Annotated in this window: 15 protein-coding genes; 10 read left to right on the forward strand and 5 right to left on the reverse strand. The window is 55.8% G+C overall.

Features of this window, described 5'->3' with window-relative positions:
• The first annotated feature begins 32 nt into the window (after window positions 1–32).
• Window positions 33–791 (forward strand): polyphosphate--glucose phosphotransferase, encoded by a 759-nt coding sequence (gene ppgK / locus A37O_RS0101235; RefSeq protein ID WP_018295668.1) that lies wholly within the window; start codon window positions 33–35, stop codon window positions 789–791.
• 197 nt (window positions 792–988) lie between these two features.
• On the forward strand, window positions 989–2,428 hold the full coding sequence (locus A37O_RS0101245; RefSeq protein ID WP_018295670.1) for an RNA polymerase sigma factor: 1,440 nt from the start codon (window positions 989–991) through the stop codon (window positions 2,426–2,428).
• Between the two features lie 77 nt (window positions 2,429–2,505).
• Here the strand turns inward: A37O_RS0101245 and A37O_RS0101250 are convergent, their stop codons facing one another.
• The 4 genes from A37O_RS0101250 to A37O_RS0101265 form a co-directional block, all read right to left on the reverse strand.
• The gene (locus A37O_RS0101250) at window positions 2,506–3,777 is read right to left on the reverse strand and encodes a DUF418 domain-containing protein (RefSeq protein ID WP_245533763.1); all 1,272 of its coding nucleotides are present in this window, start codon (window positions 3,775–3,777) and stop codon (window positions 2,506–2,508) included.
• Window positions 3,778–3,791: 14 nt separating this feature from the next.
• Entirely contained in the window at window positions 3,792–4,523 is a 732-nt protein-coding gene (locus A37O_RS15755; protein WP_018295672.1) for a hypothetical protein, read from the reverse strand.
• Between the two features lie 95 nt (window positions 4,524–4,618).
• A complete protein-coding gene (locus A37O_RS0101260) occupies window positions 4,619–6,373 on the reverse strand; it encodes a DEAD/DEAH box helicase (protein ID WP_018295673.1) in 1,755 nt (584 codons plus the stop codon).
• Window positions 6,370–6,621, reverse strand: coding sequence for a DUF3039 domain-containing protein (locus tag A37O_RS0101265; RefSeq protein ID WP_018295674.1), 252 nt, complete (start codon window positions 6,619–6,621; stop codon window positions 6,370–6,372). The genes A37O_RS0101260 and A37O_RS0101265 overlap by 4 nt, the downstream gene beginning before the upstream one ends.
• Window positions 6,622–6,669: 48 nt before the next feature.
• On the opposite strand from A37O_RS0101265, the gene A37O_RS0101270 reads away from it, so the two are divergent.
• The 6 genes from A37O_RS0101270 to galE all read left to right on the forward strand — a co-directional run bounded on the left by A37O_RS0101270 (window position 6,670) and on the right by galE (window position 12,062).
• A complete protein-coding gene (locus A37O_RS0101270; protein ID WP_026196027.1) occupies window positions 6,670–7,158 on the forward strand; it encodes a DUF3099 domain-containing protein in 489 nt (162 codons plus the stop codon).
• A 30-nt stretch (window positions 7,159–7,188) separates the two neighbouring features.
• The gene (locus A37O_RS0101275) at window positions 7,189–8,715 is read left to right on the forward strand and encodes a DUF7782 domain-containing protein (protein ID WP_018295676.1); all 1,527 of its coding nucleotides are present in this window, start codon (window positions 7,189–7,191) and stop codon (window positions 8,713–8,715) included.
• A 9-nt stretch (window positions 8,716–8,724) separates the two neighbouring features.
• Complete coding sequence (dtd, locus tag A37O_RS0101280) at window positions 8,725–9,159, forward strand: D-aminoacyl-tRNA deacylase (RefSeq protein WP_026196028.1); 435 nt, start codon at window positions 8,725–8,727, stop codon at window positions 9,157–9,159.
• Between the two features lie 91 nt (window positions 9,160–9,250).
• Window positions 9,251–10,240 (forward strand): sigma-70 family RNA polymerase sigma factor, encoded by a 990-nt coding sequence (locus A37O_RS0101285; protein ID WP_018295678.1) that lies wholly within the window; start codon window positions 9,251–9,253, stop codon window positions 10,238–10,240.
• A gap of 133 nt (window positions 10,241–10,373) precedes the next feature.
• On the forward strand, window positions 10,374–11,060 hold the full coding sequence (locus A37O_RS0101290; protein ID WP_018295679.1) for a metal-dependent transcriptional regulator: 687 nt from the start codon (window positions 10,374–10,376) through the stop codon (window positions 11,058–11,060).
• Window positions 11,061–11,069: 9 nt separating this feature from the next.
• Complete coding sequence (gene galE / locus A37O_RS0101295; RefSeq protein ID WP_018295680.1) at window positions 11,070–12,062, forward strand: UDP-glucose 4-epimerase GalE; 993 nt, start codon at window positions 11,070–11,072, stop codon at window positions 12,060–12,062.
• A 16-nt stretch (window positions 12,063–12,078) separates the two neighbouring features.
• On the opposite strand, the gene A37O_RS0101300 is transcribed toward galE, so the two are convergent.
• Window positions 12,079–13,260 carry a DUF4192 domain-containing protein gene (locus A37O_RS0101300; RefSeq protein ID WP_018295681.1) on the reverse strand — a complete coding sequence of 394 codons (1,182 nt, stop codon included), beginning with the start codon at window positions 13,258–13,260 and terminating at the stop codon, window positions 12,079–12,081.
• Window positions 13,261–13,491: 231 nt separating this feature from the next.
• Between A37O_RS0101300 and A37O_RS0101305 the strand changes: the two genes are divergently transcribed.
• Entirely contained in the window at window positions 13,492–14,562 is a 1,071-nt protein-coding gene (locus tag A37O_RS0101305) for a PAC2 family protein (RefSeq protein ID WP_018295682.1), read from the forward strand.
• Between the two features lie 85 nt (window positions 14,563–14,647).
• Window positions 14,648–17,176 (forward strand): DEAD/DEAH box helicase, encoded by a 2,529-nt coding sequence (locus A37O_RS0101310; protein ID WP_033377642.1) that lies wholly within the window; start codon window positions 14,648–14,650, stop codon window positions 17,174–17,176.
• Window positions 17,177–17,267: the final 91 nt, after the last annotated feature.

Raw genomic sequence — 17,267 nt, forward strand, 5'->3', positions numbered from 1 at the left:
CAGCGCTCCTAAGTTTTTGTAGGATTGTGCCCATGAGCAACGAGCACATCGGGTTTGGCGTAGATATTGGCGGTTCTGGCATCAAGGGTGCACTAGTCAACCTTGACTCCGGTGATTTTGTCGGAGAACGCGTCAAAATTAAGACTCCATTTCCATCCACCCCGGAGGCGGTTGCGGCCGTGGTCGCCGAGATTGTTTCCCAAAAAGAGTGGGATGGTCCGGTGGGTATCTGTATGCCCTCGGTGATTAAAGACCAGATCGCACTAAGTGCCGCGAATATTGATAAATCGTGGATCGGGACCAATGCTCGCGACGTGTTCGCTAAGGCTTTGGGTGACCGCGAAATCTCTGTACTCAACGATGCCGACGCTGCAGGTATCGCCGAAGTAGAACATGGAATCGCTGAGGCCAGCGAGGGGCCCGTGATCTTCCTGACCATCGGTACTGGGATCGGATCTGCCTTTTTCATTGATGGCAAGCTTTTTCCCAATACGGAACTCGGACACATGCTCGTCGGGAAAAAGGAAGCAGAACATCAGGCCTCTTCCGCGGTGAAGGACCGTGAGGAGCTCAGCTTTAAGAAGTGGTCGAAGCGGATCGATAAAGTGCTTCTGGAGTATGAAAAGTTGTTCAACCCCAAGTTGTTCATTGTTGGCGGTGGAATCTCACGCAGCCACGAGAAGTGGGTCCCACGCCTGACTCTAGAAACTCCGGTGAAATCCGCCAAACTTCGCAATACTGCAGGTATTGTGGGCGCAGCGATGGCTGTAGCGGGGCATGTCACTCCCTAGTCGATTTCGGCTATATTGGAGGACAAAATCTTTAGCCCCAATGCGAGGTAAAGCTGGCAAATACTGTACAGTTGAGCAAGTTCCTCGCGCAAGAGGTAGGGAATAATTTCATTCCCGATTTGGTTCCTACTTACAAACAGGTGCCTACCCAACGCAGTGAGTTGGATCAGCACGATAATTAAGGCGAAAGGGCGTACGTGGCAGCCAGCGATTCTTCAGGCAAGGCAACCGCAGCGGACGTAGAGACGTCCGCCGACGGTCTGGTTAACAACGTCGATAACCAGCAAGCAGCGTCTAGCACGGCAAAGAAAACGACCAAGAAGGTCGCTAAAAAGTCTGCTAAGAAAGCCACCAAAAAGGCAGTAAAAAAGACCGCTAAGAAGTCTGCGAAAAAGACGACGCGCAAGACAGCGGTTAAGAAAGCTTCGACACTTCCCCCCGAAGACAACGTCGCTCCGGAAGGCGTGGAGTCTGAAGATCCAATAGATCTAGACACAGAAGATGCAGTCGAGGAGCAAGACTTCGACCCGAATCTTGTCAAAGAAGACGATTTCGACGATGAGATCGACGGTGAGGACGAACTCGCCACCACCGAACTCGGCGAAGAAGACGATGACGAAGAGGAGGAAGGCTCCTCCGTTTGGGACGTCGAGGAATCCGCAGCGCTACGCCAGGCCCGCAAGGATGCCCAGCTCACCGCATCGGCCGACTCTGTCCGTGCGTACTTGAAGCAGATCGGTAAGGTTGCGCTGCTTGATGCAGAGCAAGAGGTGTCGTTGGCAAAGCGCATCGAAGCTGGGCTCTACGCACAGCACCGTCTCGACGAGATGCAGCGCGCCTCCGACGAAGGCGATAAAGAGGCCAAGCTGACTCCAGCGGTCAAGCGCGATCTTCGTGCCGTCGCGCGTGACGGCCGCAAGGCTAAGAATCACCTCCTTGAGGCGAACTTGCGTTTGGTGGTCTCCCTTGCAAAGCGCTACACAGGTCGTGGCATGGCGTTCTTGGACCTGATCCAGGAAGGCAACCTTGGTCTGATCCGCGCAGTGGAGAAGTTCGATTACTCCAAGGGCTACAAGTTCTCCACCTACGCAACGTGGTGGATTCGCCAGGCAATTACCCGCGCCATGGCTGATCAGGCTCGTACTATCCGTATTCCGGTTCACATGGTCGAGGTCATTAACAAGCTTGGCCGCATCCAGCGCGAGCTTTTGCAGGATCTTGGTCGCGAACCAACGCCACAGGAGTTGGCGAAGGAAATGGATATTACCGAGGAGAAGGTGCTCGAAATCCAGCAGTACGCCCGTGAGCCAATCTCGCTGGACCAGACCATTGGTGATGAAGGCGACTCACAGCTCGGCGACTTCATCGAGGACTCCGAGGCAGTTGTAGCCGTCGATGCAGTGTCCTTCACGTTGCTGCAAGATCAGCTGCAAGATGTGCTGCATACCCTCTCTGAGCGTGAAGCAGGCGTTGTCCGTCTGCGCTTCGGCCTCACCGACGGCATGCCTCGCACGCTTGACGAGATCGGCCAGGTCTACGGCGTGACCCGTGAGCGTATTCGCCAGATCGAGTCGAAGACTATGTCGAAACTGCGTCACCCGTCGCGCTCTCAGGTCCTGCGCGATTATTTGGACTAAAGCTAGTCTCTAGCAAGCAAAGGAAAACACCCATCACTTCCCTTCTACGAAGGATTGAGATGGGTGTTTTCGTTTGCCTATTGCGGCTGAGCTTCTAAGCTTCCTTGTGGGCTCATTTTCGCCGGCAGGCCGTCTTTCCCGTATGACAGTCGGCGGTGAACCCATTCGAAGGGACCTGGTTGATCCAGCTTTTCCAAGGCGTACGCGAGCGCGAGCAGCACAATCCAGACCACGAATGCCACAACTTGTAGGACGAATGCTCCGGCATCGACGAAGAGATTCAACGTAAACGGCAGCATGAGGACAAACAAGATAATGGACTGGAGCAAATAGCCCGTCATCGAGCGCTTTCCTAGTGCCACGGGAGCGGCCAACCACCACGGCACCTTTTGTGTCTGTTCAAATTTTTCCTGCGCCGGGATAAACAGCACTGAGGCCAAGGCTAGGATTGCCGGACCCGTGAAGTATCCGAGGAAGCTATTCAAGCTATAGAAAATTGGCGCCCACTCGGGGTCGATGAATCCTGCGGATGAAAGGCCCCAGGGCAGACCGACGAACAAGACAATAACGGCTCCTACCGCAATCCAAGTACCCAAGGTTTTCAGGTATTTCCTCGGCTCGTGCAAGACGCGTGAGCGAGCGAAAATGAAACCAACCAGCATCACGGGCAATAGATTAAATGAGGCGTAGAGCACCGAGGCAACATATCCGGCTGCATATAGTGCGCCCATACCCATGTAATCCACGTACGTATCGGGGTTAATGATCACCTGAGATGCCATGGTATCTTCCGGAAAATACACGGTGTACACGAATGACATCGCTCCGATGATGACGCCGATGGCAAACAAAACCGCTGTGATCCACTTCAGCGTTCTGTTGGACAGCCCCATCATGGCGATGATGATCATCGCAAGTAGCCCATAGAGCAGTAAGATGTCACCGTAGAAGATGAATACACAGTGGACGAGGCCGAAAAGCGCCAGTATTCCGTAGCGACGAAGCAGGATATTCCTGGCCTTTGACCGGGGGAAATTCCTCCGGTGCAAACTCACCGAGATCAGGCCAACGCCAAAGCCGAGCAAGGTCGCGAACATCGGTAGTCCACGCACGTGCACGAACATCCCCGAGAACACCATTGCCAACTGATCGAGGAAGTGCTGAAACACTGTTGCCCCAGGCCGAAAGCCACCGAGCGAGAGATCGCCGGTGGCGTTTTCGTACCCAGCCCATGCCGTAGGCATATTAGCAGCAGCGATTCCGAGGAGAGCTAGTCCGCGAGCAGCATCGGGTGCGAGGATACAAGGTGAAGTAGTCCCCCTCCTGACTGGGCTTTCAGTGGAAGACATGTCCGGCTCTCCTACTAGTTTGTTTGAGAATTGATAGCGTCAGTTACGCACTGTTCGTAGGCAGCCTGGTTGGGATTGTCGCCTTCGAGATGCACAATGCAGTCAAGCGCCCCGGATCCTTCAAACAAGGTCAGCCCGGCGACAACCATCAGCACAATCGCAATGGATGCGAGGATAGCCAATATGCCGGTGACCAAACCGGTGATAGCCATTCCCTTTCGCTTCTCGGGTCCGACCATTCTATTGCCCCTGCGGATCCCCAGGATGCCGAGGACTACAGCAACAATTCCAAGTACTGACCCCACCGGGAACAGGGCGATGGTGACCACCAACAACAGGGCGATAATGCCCAGGATCATTGCCCACAGAGCCATGTTGTTCTTCTCAGCTACGCCGCCTGGGTAGGCGCCAGGATATCCAGCTTGGTATCCCGCTTGATTCCCACCTGGGTAGCCCGCGCCGTAGGTGTTGTCGCCATACGAGTTAGCACCGTATGAGTTAGCTCCATAGGAGTTGTCTTCGGTGCCGTAGCCTGCTGACGAACCGTACTGTGGCGCTCCGTATTGAGGGGTTCCATAACCTGAGGTGTCCTGCTGATCGGGCGAACCTTGAGAAGGACCCTGAGAAGACCCCTGGGAATAAGGACCTTCGGAACCATACGACGAAGAATCCTGATTACCGGAGTCCGGGAAATTCTCGGGGTGTTCGCCCCGATAAGGGTCGTTGGGGTTTGACTTATCAGTCATCGTTCGCTGGTCCTCACTTGGTTCAGACTGTATTAATTGCTCTCATCCAGACTACCTACAGCCACCCTCAAACGCCCCCTTAAGTGATAAAACCCTTACCAGTCTCGTAGGTAGGCGATCCTGTCTCGAAGTTGCTCCGCAGAACACAAGGCCGTGGGAGGTCCGCCGCAGGCCTTCCTCACTTCGGTGTGGATGGAACCGTGTGGTCGCCCAGTTTTACCCGCCCGGATGGACACCAAGGTGTTCAATTCCTTTCTCAGCGCGGGAATCTCGTCTGAGGCCACCCCAGAACCTTCGTTCTGCTTTTTCGACCCAGTAGTAGAGACACCAAGGATTTCCTCTTTTTCACGCTCAGCGCGCTCCTGTGCCTTCCGCGCCTTCTCCTCAGCTTCATGGGCGTCTAGCTGATCGCTCTGCCGCTTACGCAGCAAAGTCTTCACCTGTTCAGCATCAAGCAAACCAGGCAGGCCAAGGTATTCGCGTTCTTCATCCGAACCCGCCACCGTCGGCGTGCCGTAGGTTGAACCGTCAAAGATCAACGAGTCCAGTTCCGCTGAAGCGCCGATCGATTCATAGGAACCCGGCTCGTCTGGCTCGTCCTGGTTCCGATTCGCCTCAGCAACTAAGTCATCGTCCCAGCCTTCTTTTTCGCGATGCGGCTTACCCAAAATATGATCGCGGGAGACTTCCATCTCCTCGGCAAGTTTCAACAGCACCGGAACCGACGGCAGGAACACCGACGCCGACTCGCCCGGCATACGGGAGCGCACGAAACGTCCAATAGCCTGAGCAAAGAACAATGGAGTCGATGCCGAGGTTGCATACACACCCACCGCAAGGCGCGGCACGTCGACACCTTCGGAGACCATACGGACAGCGACCATCCATTCGTCACGGGAGGCCGAGAACTCGTCGATACGCTCAGAAGAGCCCGGCTCGTCCGAAAGAATCACCGAGACCGGGGTTGAGCTCAGCTGGGACAAGATCTTTGCGTAAGCACGCGCCGTCGTCGTATCCGTGGCGATGACAAGCCCGCCAGCATCAGGCATGTTGGTACGAATCTTCAGCAGACGCGTATGCGCCGCCTTGAGCACCGAAGCGATCCAATCGCCCTTCGGGTCGAGCGCCGTCTTCCACGCACGGGCGGTTTCCTCTGGGCTGAGGATCTCGCCGAGGCGTGCGGAATACTCCTCGCCAGCAGAGTCTCGCCATTGGGCTTCGCCGGAATAGGCCAAAAACACCACGGGGCGGACGACACCGTCACGCAGCGCCTCGGAATACCCATAGGTGTAATCGGCTCGCGAAATCTGGTGGCCTTCTCCATCCTCTTCGTAGCGAACAAACGGGATCATCGAGTCGTCGGAACGAAAAGGCGTACCGGTCAAGGCCAGGCGATGCTCCACATCGTTGTAAGCCTCGCGGACACCATCGCCCCAGCTCTTCGCGTCACCGGCGTGGTGGATCTCATCCATAATCACCAACGTGCGTCGCGCGGAGGCCACGGCATGGTGCTTGAAGGGATGCATGCCGACCTGGGCATACGTCACCACGATGCCGTCGTACGCCGGATTCACCGCCGACGAATTGGTGAAATTCGGATCCAACGAAATGCGGAACCGCTTCGCGGCGTCGCTCCACTGGTGCTTGAGGTGCTCCGTTGGCACGACGACGATGACGCGGTTGACTGTCTTATCCCCGAGCAGCGTGGAGGCAAGCGTCAATGCAAAAGTCGTCTTACCTGCACCCGGCGTAGCTACTGCGAGGTAGTCTTTCGGCTTCGTGTTTAAGAATTGGTCAAGGGCCTCCTTCTGCCAGATACGCAGATTCGGCCCAGGAGCAGCTTGTGTCACTTCTTGCGAAGCCCCTTATAAATTCGCTCGCAGTCAGGGCAGACCGGTGAGCCTGGCTTCGCCTGCTTCGTCACAGGAAATGTCTCACCGCACAGCGCGACGACCATTTTCCCGTCGATTGCCGAATTAATAATCTGGTCCTTCTTCACATAGTGGAAGAACTTCGGGGTGTCGTTGCCTGTCGAGGTGTCTTCTCGAATATCGGGGCGCTGAATAGTTTTCGTCGTTGTTTCCACACCACCCATCATGCCCCACTTATCGCAATTTATTAAGCCAGAGGGCTACCCTTGGTCTTTATGGTAGAAGGCATGGATCACGATTGGGTAGACGCGGACGAACCCGCCAAATCCCGATCTAAGCGTTTCCGATTCAAAACTTCCCCGGCACAACTCATTACCGATGCGATTCGTACGCCCGAACAAAACCGACACTCACGCGAAGTCCGCTACCTTATTCTGCAGCTCTCGCGCATCCCCTTCATTTTGATCAGCATGGTGCTCGCGTTCACCGGCAACTGGGGTCTCGCTGCAATATTCTTCATCATCTCGATTCCCCTGCCTTGGATCTCCGTCGTGATTGCCAACGGCAAGGGCGAAGTCCGCGACAAGCGCACGCGAAACGTCTACAAACCAGCAGCTGCGCGATACATGGCCATGGAAGCCGAGCGCCGCGCCGCCTTGGAAGCGGGCGAGTCCTCAGGTGAAGCTTCAGACCCCGCAGACGATGAACCTACTACTATCGATCACGAAGATCCCGACGATCCACATCCTCAAGATGAACGTTAGTTTTTAGTCCTAGCCAGAAGGAGACCGCGAGTGCCTCTCAACCCCGACCTCGTCCGCGAATTGGTGGAATCGCTGAAAAAATTCGGATTCACCGCGGATGGCATCGCAGCTCACCTCGGCCCACAGGTCACCGAAGCCCTCTATCGCGGCGAGCCCGGGGTGGTCTCCTACACAACCCGCGACGGTTCCGCGCTCTCCCACCTCATTCGCTTCTTCCTCCTGCGCCAGCCGTGTAGTGGTGAAGCACTCGCCGACATTTTGGGGGCACGCTTAACAGAATCGCTTTACGACGAGGGCGTGGTCTCCCAAACTCCTGCCGGAGAATTACAGGTGGCCTTAGATGTCCGCCCCCACGTCGTCGCGGGCCAAAATCAAATCATTTTCTCCGATCTGGACGCTTCTATGACCGATCACGTTCCCGATAGTGATCACGTACTGGGCGTCGGTTCCGCAAGCGTCTCTCTCCTTTCTGCGACTCCCCTGACTCCTGTGGAATCGGTTCTGGATCTAGGCACAGGCTCTGGAGTGCAGGCGGTCGCACAGGCCGGCTCCGCATTACGGGTCGTCGCCACCGACGTTCATAAGCGAGCCCTCGACCTAGCTCAAGCCACTCTCAACGGCGCTGGCATTGATAACGTCGAACTTCGCCACGGCGCCTGGTTTGATCCGGTTCAGGGGCAACGCTTCGACCGGATCGTTGCCAACCCACCGTTTGTCGTTGGCCCTCCTGAGATCGGGCATATCTACCGCGACTCCGGCCTTGATCTGGACGGTGCGACGGAACTCGTCGTCAGTCAAGCACCCGACCATTTGCAAGATGGTGGCACCGCCTACATGCTTGGCTCGTGGGTACTTACTCACGATCAGTCGTGGGCATCCCGCATTGCTTCCTGGCTTCCGAAGCGAGGTGTGTCCGCGTGGGTCATTCAGCGCGACCTCGCCGACCCCGGGAAATACGTCAGCACCTGGCTCAAGGATGAATCCGTTGATCTGCGTTCCCGTGCTGGCATTGTCCGCACGGAGCAGTGGCTGGATCATTTTCAGCGCAACGACGTGGTCGGAATTGGATTCGGCTGGATCTTCCTCCGCTCAATTGGAGACCAGCCAACGGAAGTCACTGCAGAGGAAATTCTTCAACCCTTTACCGACCCACTCGGCCCAGAAGTGGATGAATATTTCCAACGCATGGACTGGCTACGAGACAAAACTAGCGACGATATCTTGGCCGCACGTTTCACCGTCCGCCCTGGTGTCGCCCGCGAGGACGTTCAGGTCGCAGACTCCGAGGTTGGTATGGGATTTAATTCTCGGGTTATTCGCCTCACGCGCACCGATGGTCCACGCTTCTCCCACGAAGTGGACGCACCGTTGGCGTCGATCATTGCAGGACTCCATCCCAGCGGTCTGAGTCTGGGAGAAACCATAAGTCTGTGGTCTGCTTCTCAAGGCATCGAAGATGACGCCGAATTGCTCGATTCTGCTGCTACCGCCGTCGTTGATTTGATTCGTCACGGTGTTGTTTTGCCTGCAGAGATCGCCGAGATCAACGGAATCTAGGGGGCACACTTGATCAGCGTTTTAACACGAGTGACCGAGGCACACGTCACCGTTGACGGCGAAACTGTCGGCTCGATTACGTGCCCAGACACCCGCGGGATTCTCGCTCTGGTAGGAGTGGGGCGCGAAGATGCGGAGGACGCCTGGGAGACCACGGCGCGGAAAATTGCAGAGCTCCGCATTTTGCCCGATGAAAAGTCCGTCACTGACGTCGGAGCTCCAGTCCTTTTGGTCAGCCAGTTCACTTTGATGGGACGTACTGCCAAGGGACGTCGACCCTCGTGGAGTGACGCAGCTCCAGGTGACGTGGCAGAGCCTGTCATTGAGAAAATCGCCGCGTATCTCCGCGATCGAGGCATCACAGTGGAACAAGGATCCTTTGGGGCGATGATGAAAGTCCACAGTGTGAATGACGGCCCCTTCACCGTTCTTGTGGAATCTTGAGCGGGAAAAACTCTTCTTTTTTGCTCCGGGAACAATTTGCAGACGTGGATCGTTGTGTAACTAGACTGCAAATTCTTCAAGGAGGCTTTGAATGACTCAACCGTCGCTCAACGAGGAAAACAATGAAAAGGTTGACCGCGGTAGCCGCCGGAATCAAACCAATGACAATCCCTCGGCCGACCTCGTGCGTGTATACCTCAACGGCATTGGCCGTACTGCGCTTCTCAATGCCGAAGAGGAGGTTGAATTAGCGCAAGATATTGAAGTTGGCTTGTATGCACAGCACCTTCTTGATGATCCAGATACGGAACTCACCCGCGCAAAGAAGCGCGATCTTAAGATCCTCGCCAAGCAAGGCCGTAAAGCACGCGCCCACTTGCTTGAAGCAAACCTTCGCCTCGTAGTTTCTTTGGCTAAGCGCTACACCGGTCGTGGCATGCCACTGCTTGACCTGATTCAAGAGGGCAATCTCGGCTTGATCCGCGCGATGGAAAAGTTTGACTATTCCAAGGGCTTCAAATTCTCCACCTACGCAACGTGGTGGATTCGCCAGGCCATTACTCGCGGTATGGCAGATCAATCACGCACTATTCGCCTCCCAGTTCACCTGGTCGAACAGGTAAACAAGCTTTCTCGCATTAAGCGAGAAATGTACCAATCACTCGGTCGCGAACCGACGAATGAAGAACTCGCAGACGAATCTGGGATCGAAGAATCCAAGATTGAGATGCTGCTTCGTCAGTCTCGTGACCCAGTCAGCCTGGATATGCCCGTCGGTGCCGATGAGGAAGCCCCTCTGGGAGACTTCATCGAAGACTCAGAAGCAACGGATGCGGAGTCCTCTGTCGTCGCAACCTTGCGCCATGATGACATTCAAAAGGTCATTGGTTCCCTAGAGCAACGCGAGCAGGATGTTATTCGTCTGCGCTACGGCCTCGACGATGGAGTCCCACGTACGCTGGACCAAATTGGACGTAAGTTCGGCTTGTCGCGGGAACGTGTACGCCAGATTGAACGCGAAGTGATGGCAAAGCTGCGCGTCGGCGATCGGGCTGACAAACTGCGAGAGTACGCGAAATAAGGTTAACCCTATAATTCTCCCCCGAATTATTGCCTGAGTGACCACATGGTGCCCCGATGGGGTACCATGTGGTCATGTTCGTTTCGGCTAACTTTCGCCGAATCTAAGAAAGAATGCGAAAAGGGGTCTATACATGCGTGATTTGGTTGATACCACCGAGATGTATTTGCGCACTGTGTACGAGCTTGAAGAAGAAGGCATCACTCCCCTGCGGGCACGCATCGCCGAGCGCCTCGACCAATCGGGGCCAACGGTGTCTCAAACAGTCGCCCGCATGGAGCGCGACGGGCTGCTCGTCGTAGAAAAAGACCGGAGCCTGAGCCTAACTACGGAAGGCAGGGAGCGAGCAACACGAGTGATGCGCAAGCATCGCCTGGCTGAGCGCCTTTTGGTCGACGTACTGGGCATGGATATCGGCCAAGTCCATGACGAGGCCTGTCGCTGGGAGCATGTGATGAGCGATGCCGTCGAGCAACACGTGGTCAGCGTTTTGAATAGCCCAAAGCGTTCCCCCTTCGGTAACCCAATTCCTGCGTTGGATGAACTGGGCGCGGTACCGGCTAAGGATCTCGACCTTGGGCAGCGCGCCGTAGATGTGGATTTGTCCTCTCCGGTCAAGGCGGAGATCGTCCAAATCCACGAAATTCTTCAACTCGATCCCGTCGAGTTTGCCGAGCTTGTTGCAGCCGAGGCCAAGGTCGGCGCAGCCGTTGAACTCACCCACACAAATGAGGGACTAGAGATAACAGGTCCGAACGGAAAAACAATTGTGGTCGATGACGCACTCGCCCATGCAATTCGTGTTCGCACCATTGATTAGAGTAGGAGCATGACCAAACTCCTAGTTACCGGTGGCGCTGGCTACGTAGGCAGTGTGTGCGCTGCCGTTCTCATCGAGGCAGGCCACGACGTCACCATCATCGACAACCTATCCACGGGTAACGCCGATGCACTTCCAGCGGACGCTCGTTTTGTCGAAGGCGACGTCCGCGACGAGATTGATTCCGTCTTAAGCGAAGGCGGCTTCGACGGCGTTTTGCACTTTGCTGCACGCTCGCTTGTCGGTGAATCCATGGAGATTCCGGAAGTGTATTGGAACGATAATCTCATCACTTCCCTCGCCTTGCTCGATGCGATGCGCAAGCACAACGTTGGATCACTCGTCTTTTCCTCGACCGCTGCAACCTACGGTGAGCCAGAACAGGTGCCCATCACCGAGGATATGCCGACGAAGCCGACAAACCCCTACGGTGCCACCAAACTTTCCATCGATTATGCAATCACGTCCTATTGCCAGGCGCATGGGATCGCGGCTACAAGTTTGCGCTATTTCAATGTGGCCGGCGCCTACGGTCTCATCGGTGAAAACCGTGTCGTAGAAACCCACCTGATTCCCCTCGTGCTGCAGGTAGCTCTGGGCCACCGCGATAAGATTTTTATGTTCGGCGATGACTGGCCGACGAAAGACGGGACTCCGGTCCGCGACTATATTCATATTCGAGACCTCGCCGACGCTCACCTTCTGGCGCTTGAAAACAACCGTCCGGGCGAACATCGTATTTTCAATTTGGGCAGTGGTGATGGTTATTCGGTGCGCGAAGTCATCGACATGTGCCGTGAAGTTACTGGCCATGCAATTCCCGCTGAGATCGCACCGCGACGCGCAGGCGATCCTGCGACCTTAATTGCGTCAAGCGATAAGATTCGCGCTGAGCTTGGATGGAATCCCACACGTACGGACCTGCGACAAATTGTCACTGACGCCTGGGCGTTTACCTCTCAACTCGGTGACAAGGCACACTCCGCTTCGCGACGAGCATAGTCTTGGGCACCCTTTTCTAGCGGGCCTGCTGTTCTACCTCGATTAAGGCCCGCTGGAGCAAGCTGCCGTTTACGACTGCTTGAAGCAGTCCCGCATGGTCACCCATGTTCAATCCGCGCAGCAAGACATCAGAAAGGGAATGTCCGCTGAGTTCGTCCTGCACCACAAGCAACGCGGCTGTGGCCATTGAGCTCACACCGAGTTTTGTGGCAATGATCGCCCAGAGGCTCAGCGCATTTGCCCGAATCACTCCCGAAAAATTCGTGGCGATTGCGAGAAATACCGTGGCAAAGTGTCCAGGTTGTTCAAGAGCCGGCGCCACTAAACAGTCACGGAGTTTCGAGCGGGCCAGGACTGTCGCCACGGCGACTAATTGGTCAATGCGAGCAATCGTTTCCTCTAGGCGCGGCGGATCATCCAACGAGATCAAAGCTTTGACTGGCGCTGAAGTAATTACCTCGCACGCGGAAATTATCGCATCTGCAGCTCTGCTGGTGTCCGTTTCCAATGCGCGCAGTAATTCGTCGGCACGCAAATACGCCTTCTGTGCGACTGCCTCGATGTTCCCGAACTTGCCTCCGTTGCGCTGCGTGGAGGCGAAATAGCCCAGCGCTTCTTCTCTGGTGAGAGCTGGCAGGCCCCCATTATCTAGGAGCGGGCGCATGGACGGTGACAATGCCACGTTGGAAACCACGCCTCCATCCCAGCCACGAGGCACCGAGTATCCAATGTCGCGCCAGTGCGTGGCCTCAGCGCCAAACTCAAGACGATACGGGCTGCCAGACGCAATTTCTGACACCGACCAGCATACGTTGATGATGGGACCTTTTCGTTCGTCGGAGAGATCATAGAGAACATCGATCGCCTCTCGTACTAGGCTCGACTCCAAAGCACGAGAGACAATCAACGCCACGAAGAAGTCATTCTCTTGTGAAAACGGCACATCTAGTGCGTGCGCGAGTTTGGAAACATTTGACAGGTCGGCCCGCATCACTGGGCCGATCTCTAATTGGCGAGAGTGCGAAAGTTCCATTCGCCCTACGCCGTGGTGGTTTGTGTCGTTGTCATCGGCGGCTTGGAAACCTATGACGATGACAGATTCTTGAGGGAAGAAGCCGAGAATTCCAGGGAGTGCTGCGATTAGATCGCCTGTGCCGTACAGGCTGTTGTCGGTGGGCTCGTATTCTCTATTGTCCATGCTCTCATGGTGTGGGAATCACTGCGGTGACATGGGGAGACGCAATGAATTGCCCGTATTCTGTGGAAAACAACATTAAAGGGCATAGATTGGGGGGGTAGTAGCGCAAAAATGCAGCGTCGTGGACAATAGTTTATCCACAGCGGGTTCACGGGAATCATTTCGCGCCCTACACCGTTGTAACTATTAACAAACAAATGCAGTTAGTTTTTTTAGTTTAGGGAGGATTCCATGGACGAAGATAGTCGTCAGATGTATGAAATGGAGTACCCAGCTCCGGCTGTTGAGACAAATGAAGCTTCGGGGCCAACCCTAGTTATCTCGATGCAAGGCTACGCCGATGCGGGCCACGCCGTCGAGTGCGTTGCCAACCACCTCAAGGCAGCCTTGGACAATAAGGAAGTTGCCACTTTTAACACCGATGAACTCATCGATTACAGGTCGCGGCGTCCTTCGGTACAGATGGCCTCTGGTGAAATCACGAATTTAGAAGAGCTCGATCTCGATATGCGCGTGGTTCGCGATAGCGCGGGGAAGTCGTTCCTTCTTTTGTCTGGTCCCGAGCCTGACCTGCGCTGGGAAGCGTTTAGCCGTGCCGTTGCGGATCTCGCAGACAAGTTCAATGTCAGTGAAACCATCTGCCTGTACGGGGCACCGATGGCAGTTCCACATACCCGTCCATTGGTAGTTTCTGGCCACTCGAACGATCGGGACCTGTTAGGCAAGCTGTTCACCATTGACACGAAGTGGACAGTTCCGGGTTCTGCGCAGATGATGATTGAGCGGGAGCTGCACAAGCGTGGTCGAAAGGTTGCTGGCCTGACTGCGCACGTTCCCCATTACCTTGCGCAGTCTCCGTACCCGCCTGCTACTTACCAGCTCCTGCAGTCGATCTCTGACGTGGTCAAGTTGGAGTTCCCGCTCAAGTCCCTCGAGCACGACATTCAGCGGGTCAATCAGCAGCTCACTGAGCAGACCATGGGTTCTGAAGAGATCATGCATGTGGTCACCCAGCTCGAGGAGTATTACGACGCTGAGCTTGGCAAATACCGTAATGAGCACCCGAACGCGATGATGCCAGGTGAATCCCAGGTGCCAAGTGGCGAAGAGATTGGTGAGGCATTCGAGAACTACCTTGCTGCCCTCGACGATCGCGATGCTCCGCGCGGTGAGCTGCCTCAGGCTAACCAATTATTTGATCTTGGTGGCTTCGACATCACTAATGGGGATCAGTCTGAGGGACCGGAGGAACCTGAGGACAAGCAAAAGGACTCGGACGATCTGACCGACGACGACGAATAACCCACGGGTTAATCCACTGCGCAAAACCTAGTGAAAATATTCAGGGAGCATCTCGGCTACGGTAGATACCGTGAACCTTGCCGAAATGCTCCCTGACTTGTCCGAGGTCCCAGATTCGCTTTACGACGAGGCGATCTGGGATTCCTTCATCTCCTGGACGAAGGAACGTGGAATTTCCCTCTACCCTGCCCAGGAAGAGGCATCGCTGGCAGTGTTGACGGGAGATAACGTCATCTTGGCCACTCCCACGGGGTCGGGTAAGTCCATGGTGGCCAACGCAGCGCACTTCATTGCTATGGCGCGCGGCCAACGCACCTTTTATACCGCACCGATCAAGGCCTTGGTCAGCGAGAAGTTTTTCGCGCTCTGCGAAATTTTCGGCGCCGAGAACGTGGGCATGATGACAGGTGATGCCACTGTCAACGGTAATGCGCCGATCATTGCGGCCACAGCGGAGATCGTCGCTAATATTGCTCTGCGCGATGGCAAGCATGCCAATATCGATCAGGTTGTCATGGACGAATTCCACTACTATTCGGATCCCGAACGTGGTTGGGCGTGGCAGGTACCGCTGTTGGAACTTCCCAAGGCGCAGTTTTTGTTGATGTCGGCCACGCTCGGCGACACGCAGTGGCTCCAAGATGATCTCACGGAGCGTACCGGGCGCCCAACAACTCTTGTCTCTGGGTCCGAACGCCCCGTGCCTCTAGATTTCCACTATGTGTTTACTCCGATTCATGAGACGATCGAGGAGCTTTTAAGCACGGGGAAGGCACCGATTTACGTCGTGCACTTCTCTCAGCGCGAGGCCACCGAGCGTGCTCAAGCTCTCACGAGCATGACCATCGTGAACGACGAGGAAAAGAAGCGCATCGCCGAGGAGATCGGGGATTTCCGCTTCACCACCACGTTTGGCAAGAATTTGTCCAAGCTGGTGCGTCGCGGGATCGGGATCCACCATGCCGGCATGTTGCCGAAGTATCGTCGTCTAGTGGAAAAACTTTCGCAGACCGGAATGCTCAAGGTGATCTGCGGTACCGATACCCTCGGTGTGGGCATTAACGTGCCCATTCGCACAGTGCTGATGACCGGTCTGGCGAAATATGACGGTACGCGTCAGCGCATTGTGAAATCGCGCGAGTTTCACCAGATTGCCGGCCGTGCTGGCCGCGCCGGGTATGACACGGAGGGAACCGTTGTCGTCGAGGCGCCCGAGCACGAGATTGAGAACGTCAAGCTGCGTCGCAAGGCAGGCGACGACCCTGCGAAGCTGAAGAAGATCCGGAAGAAGGCCCCTCGCGATGGCCAGATCTCCTGGTCGGAGAATACCTTTGAGCGGCTCACCACTGCCGAGCCGGAAGAGTTGACCAGTCATTTCAAGGTGTCTAACTCAATGCTTCTTAACGTAGTCGCACGCCCCGGCAACGGTTACGAGCACATGGAGCATCTGCTGCGTACAAACCATGACACCCGCGCAAAGCAGAACCGGGACATCCTTACCTCGGTCGAATTATTCCGCGGCTTGATCAACGCGGGAATTGTAGAACGCACCCCGGATTCTCCCGCATCGCGTCCGTACACTCTCACCGAAGAGTTAGACCGCGACTTTGCGCTGAACCAGCCGCTCTCCCCTTTTGCTTTGGCCTTTTTGTCTCTGCTCGATCAAGAATCCGAGACGTACACCCTAGATGTGGTCTCTACGTTTGAGGCCATCTTGGACGACCCACGCCAGCTGCTCCAAGCACAACAATCGGCTGAACGCGGTGAGGAAATTGCCGCGTTGAAGGCCGACGGCGTCGACTACACGGAGCGCATGGCCTTAATCGAGGATGTCACCTACCCGATGCCGCTTAAGGACGAACTCGACGAGGCCTTCGAGACCTTCCGCGAGGGAAACCCCTGGGCGAAGGAGTTTGAGCTCTCTCCGAAGTCCGTGGTGCGTGACATGATCGAGCACGCCATGACCTTTTCCGATCTCATTTCCACCTACGGGTTAGCGCGCTCGGAAGGCGTGGTGTTGCGCTACCTCACCGACGCGTGGCGCACTTTGTCGAAGTCCATTCCGGCGCAGTACATGACGGAGCAGTTGGACGACGTTGTCGCATGGCTCGGCGAGTTGATCCGTCAGGTCGATTCATCGCTTATCGACGAGTGGGCACACATGGCCGACGAGGACACTCCAATCAGCCAGGAAGCCCTCGATCGCGAGCTTGCTTTCGGAGTCGAAGATCCGTCGGCGCTCACGGCGAACCGCCGCGCCTTCAAGATCATGGTGCGCAATTACTTCTTCCGCTTGGTGGAGCTCTTTGCCTTCGAAAAGGAAGATCAGCTGGCCACGATGCTGGACTACCTCGACTCGGCAGATACGCCCGACTGGGGTGAGGCACTCGATGCCTACTTCGATGACTACTCCGACATTGGAACGGGTCAAGAAGCCCGCGGCAACGAGTTCTTCCAGATCACCGGTGAGGAGTCGCGCTCGTGGCAGGTGCGCCAAATCATTCAGGACCCCGAGGGCGATAACTCCTTCCAGCTCTATGGTGTGGTGGATCTGGATGCCTCCGATGAATCCGGTGAGGTGCGTTTGAGCCATCTGGAGCTGAAGCAGGTGTAGAAAACCATTCACGGCCCTTTCCCGGCGCGCTACTATTAGCCACATCACGTCACGCCACCTCTGTGATGTGCAGCACGCACCTAAAGAAAGG

The sequence above is a fragment of the Corynebacterium lubricantis DSM 45231 genome, assembly GCF_000379425.1.
Classification (GTDB): domain Bacteria; phylum Actinomycetota; class Actinomycetes; order Mycobacteriales; family Mycobacteriaceae; genus Corynebacterium; species Corynebacterium lubricantis.

Excerpts from the sequence above, each read along its gene's own strand:
- A37O_RS0101305 (WP_018295682.1), top strand. The coding sequence starts at position 13,492 with ATGGACGAAGATAGTCGTCAGATGTATGAAATGGAGTACCCAGCTCCG.
- A37O_RS0101300 (WP_018295681.1), bottom strand. The coding sequence starts at position 13,260 with ATGGACAATAGAGAATACGAGCCCACCGACAACAGCCTGTACGGCACA.
- A37O_RS0101290 (WP_018295679.1), top strand. The coding sequence starts at position 10,374 with ATGCGTGATTTGGTTGATACCACCGAGATGTATTTGCGCACTGTGTAC.
- A37O_RS0101270 (WP_026196027.1), top strand. The coding sequence starts at position 6,670 with ATGGTAGAAGGCATGGATCACGATTGGGTAGACGCGGACGAACCCGCC.
- ppgK (WP_018295668.1), top strand. The coding sequence starts at position 33 with ATGAGCAACGAGCACATCGGGTTTGGCGTAGATATTGGCGGTTCTGGC.
- A37O_RS0101285 (WP_018295678.1), top strand. The coding sequence starts at position 9,251 with ATGACTCAACCGTCGCTCAACGAGGAAAACAATGAAAAGGTTGACCGC.
- galE (WP_018295680.1), top strand. The coding sequence starts at position 11,070 with ATGACCAAACTCCTAGTTACCGGTGGCGCTGGCTACGTAGGCAGTGTG.
- A37O_RS15755 (WP_018295672.1), bottom strand. The coding sequence starts at position 4,523 with ATGACTGATAAGTCAAACCCCAACGACCCTTATCGGGGCGAACACCCC.
- A37O_RS0101310 (WP_033377642.1), top strand. The coding sequence starts at position 14,648 with ATGCTCCCTGACTTGTCCGAGGTCCCAGATTCGCTTTACGACGAGGCG.
- A37O_RS0101265 (WP_018295674.1), bottom strand. The coding sequence starts at position 6,621 with ATGATGGGTGGTGTGGAAACAACGACGAAAACTATTCAGCGCCCCGAT.
- A37O_RS0101250 (WP_245533763.1), bottom strand. The coding sequence starts at position 3,777 with ATGTCTTCCACTGAAAGCCCAGTCAGGAGGGGGACTACTTCACCTTGT.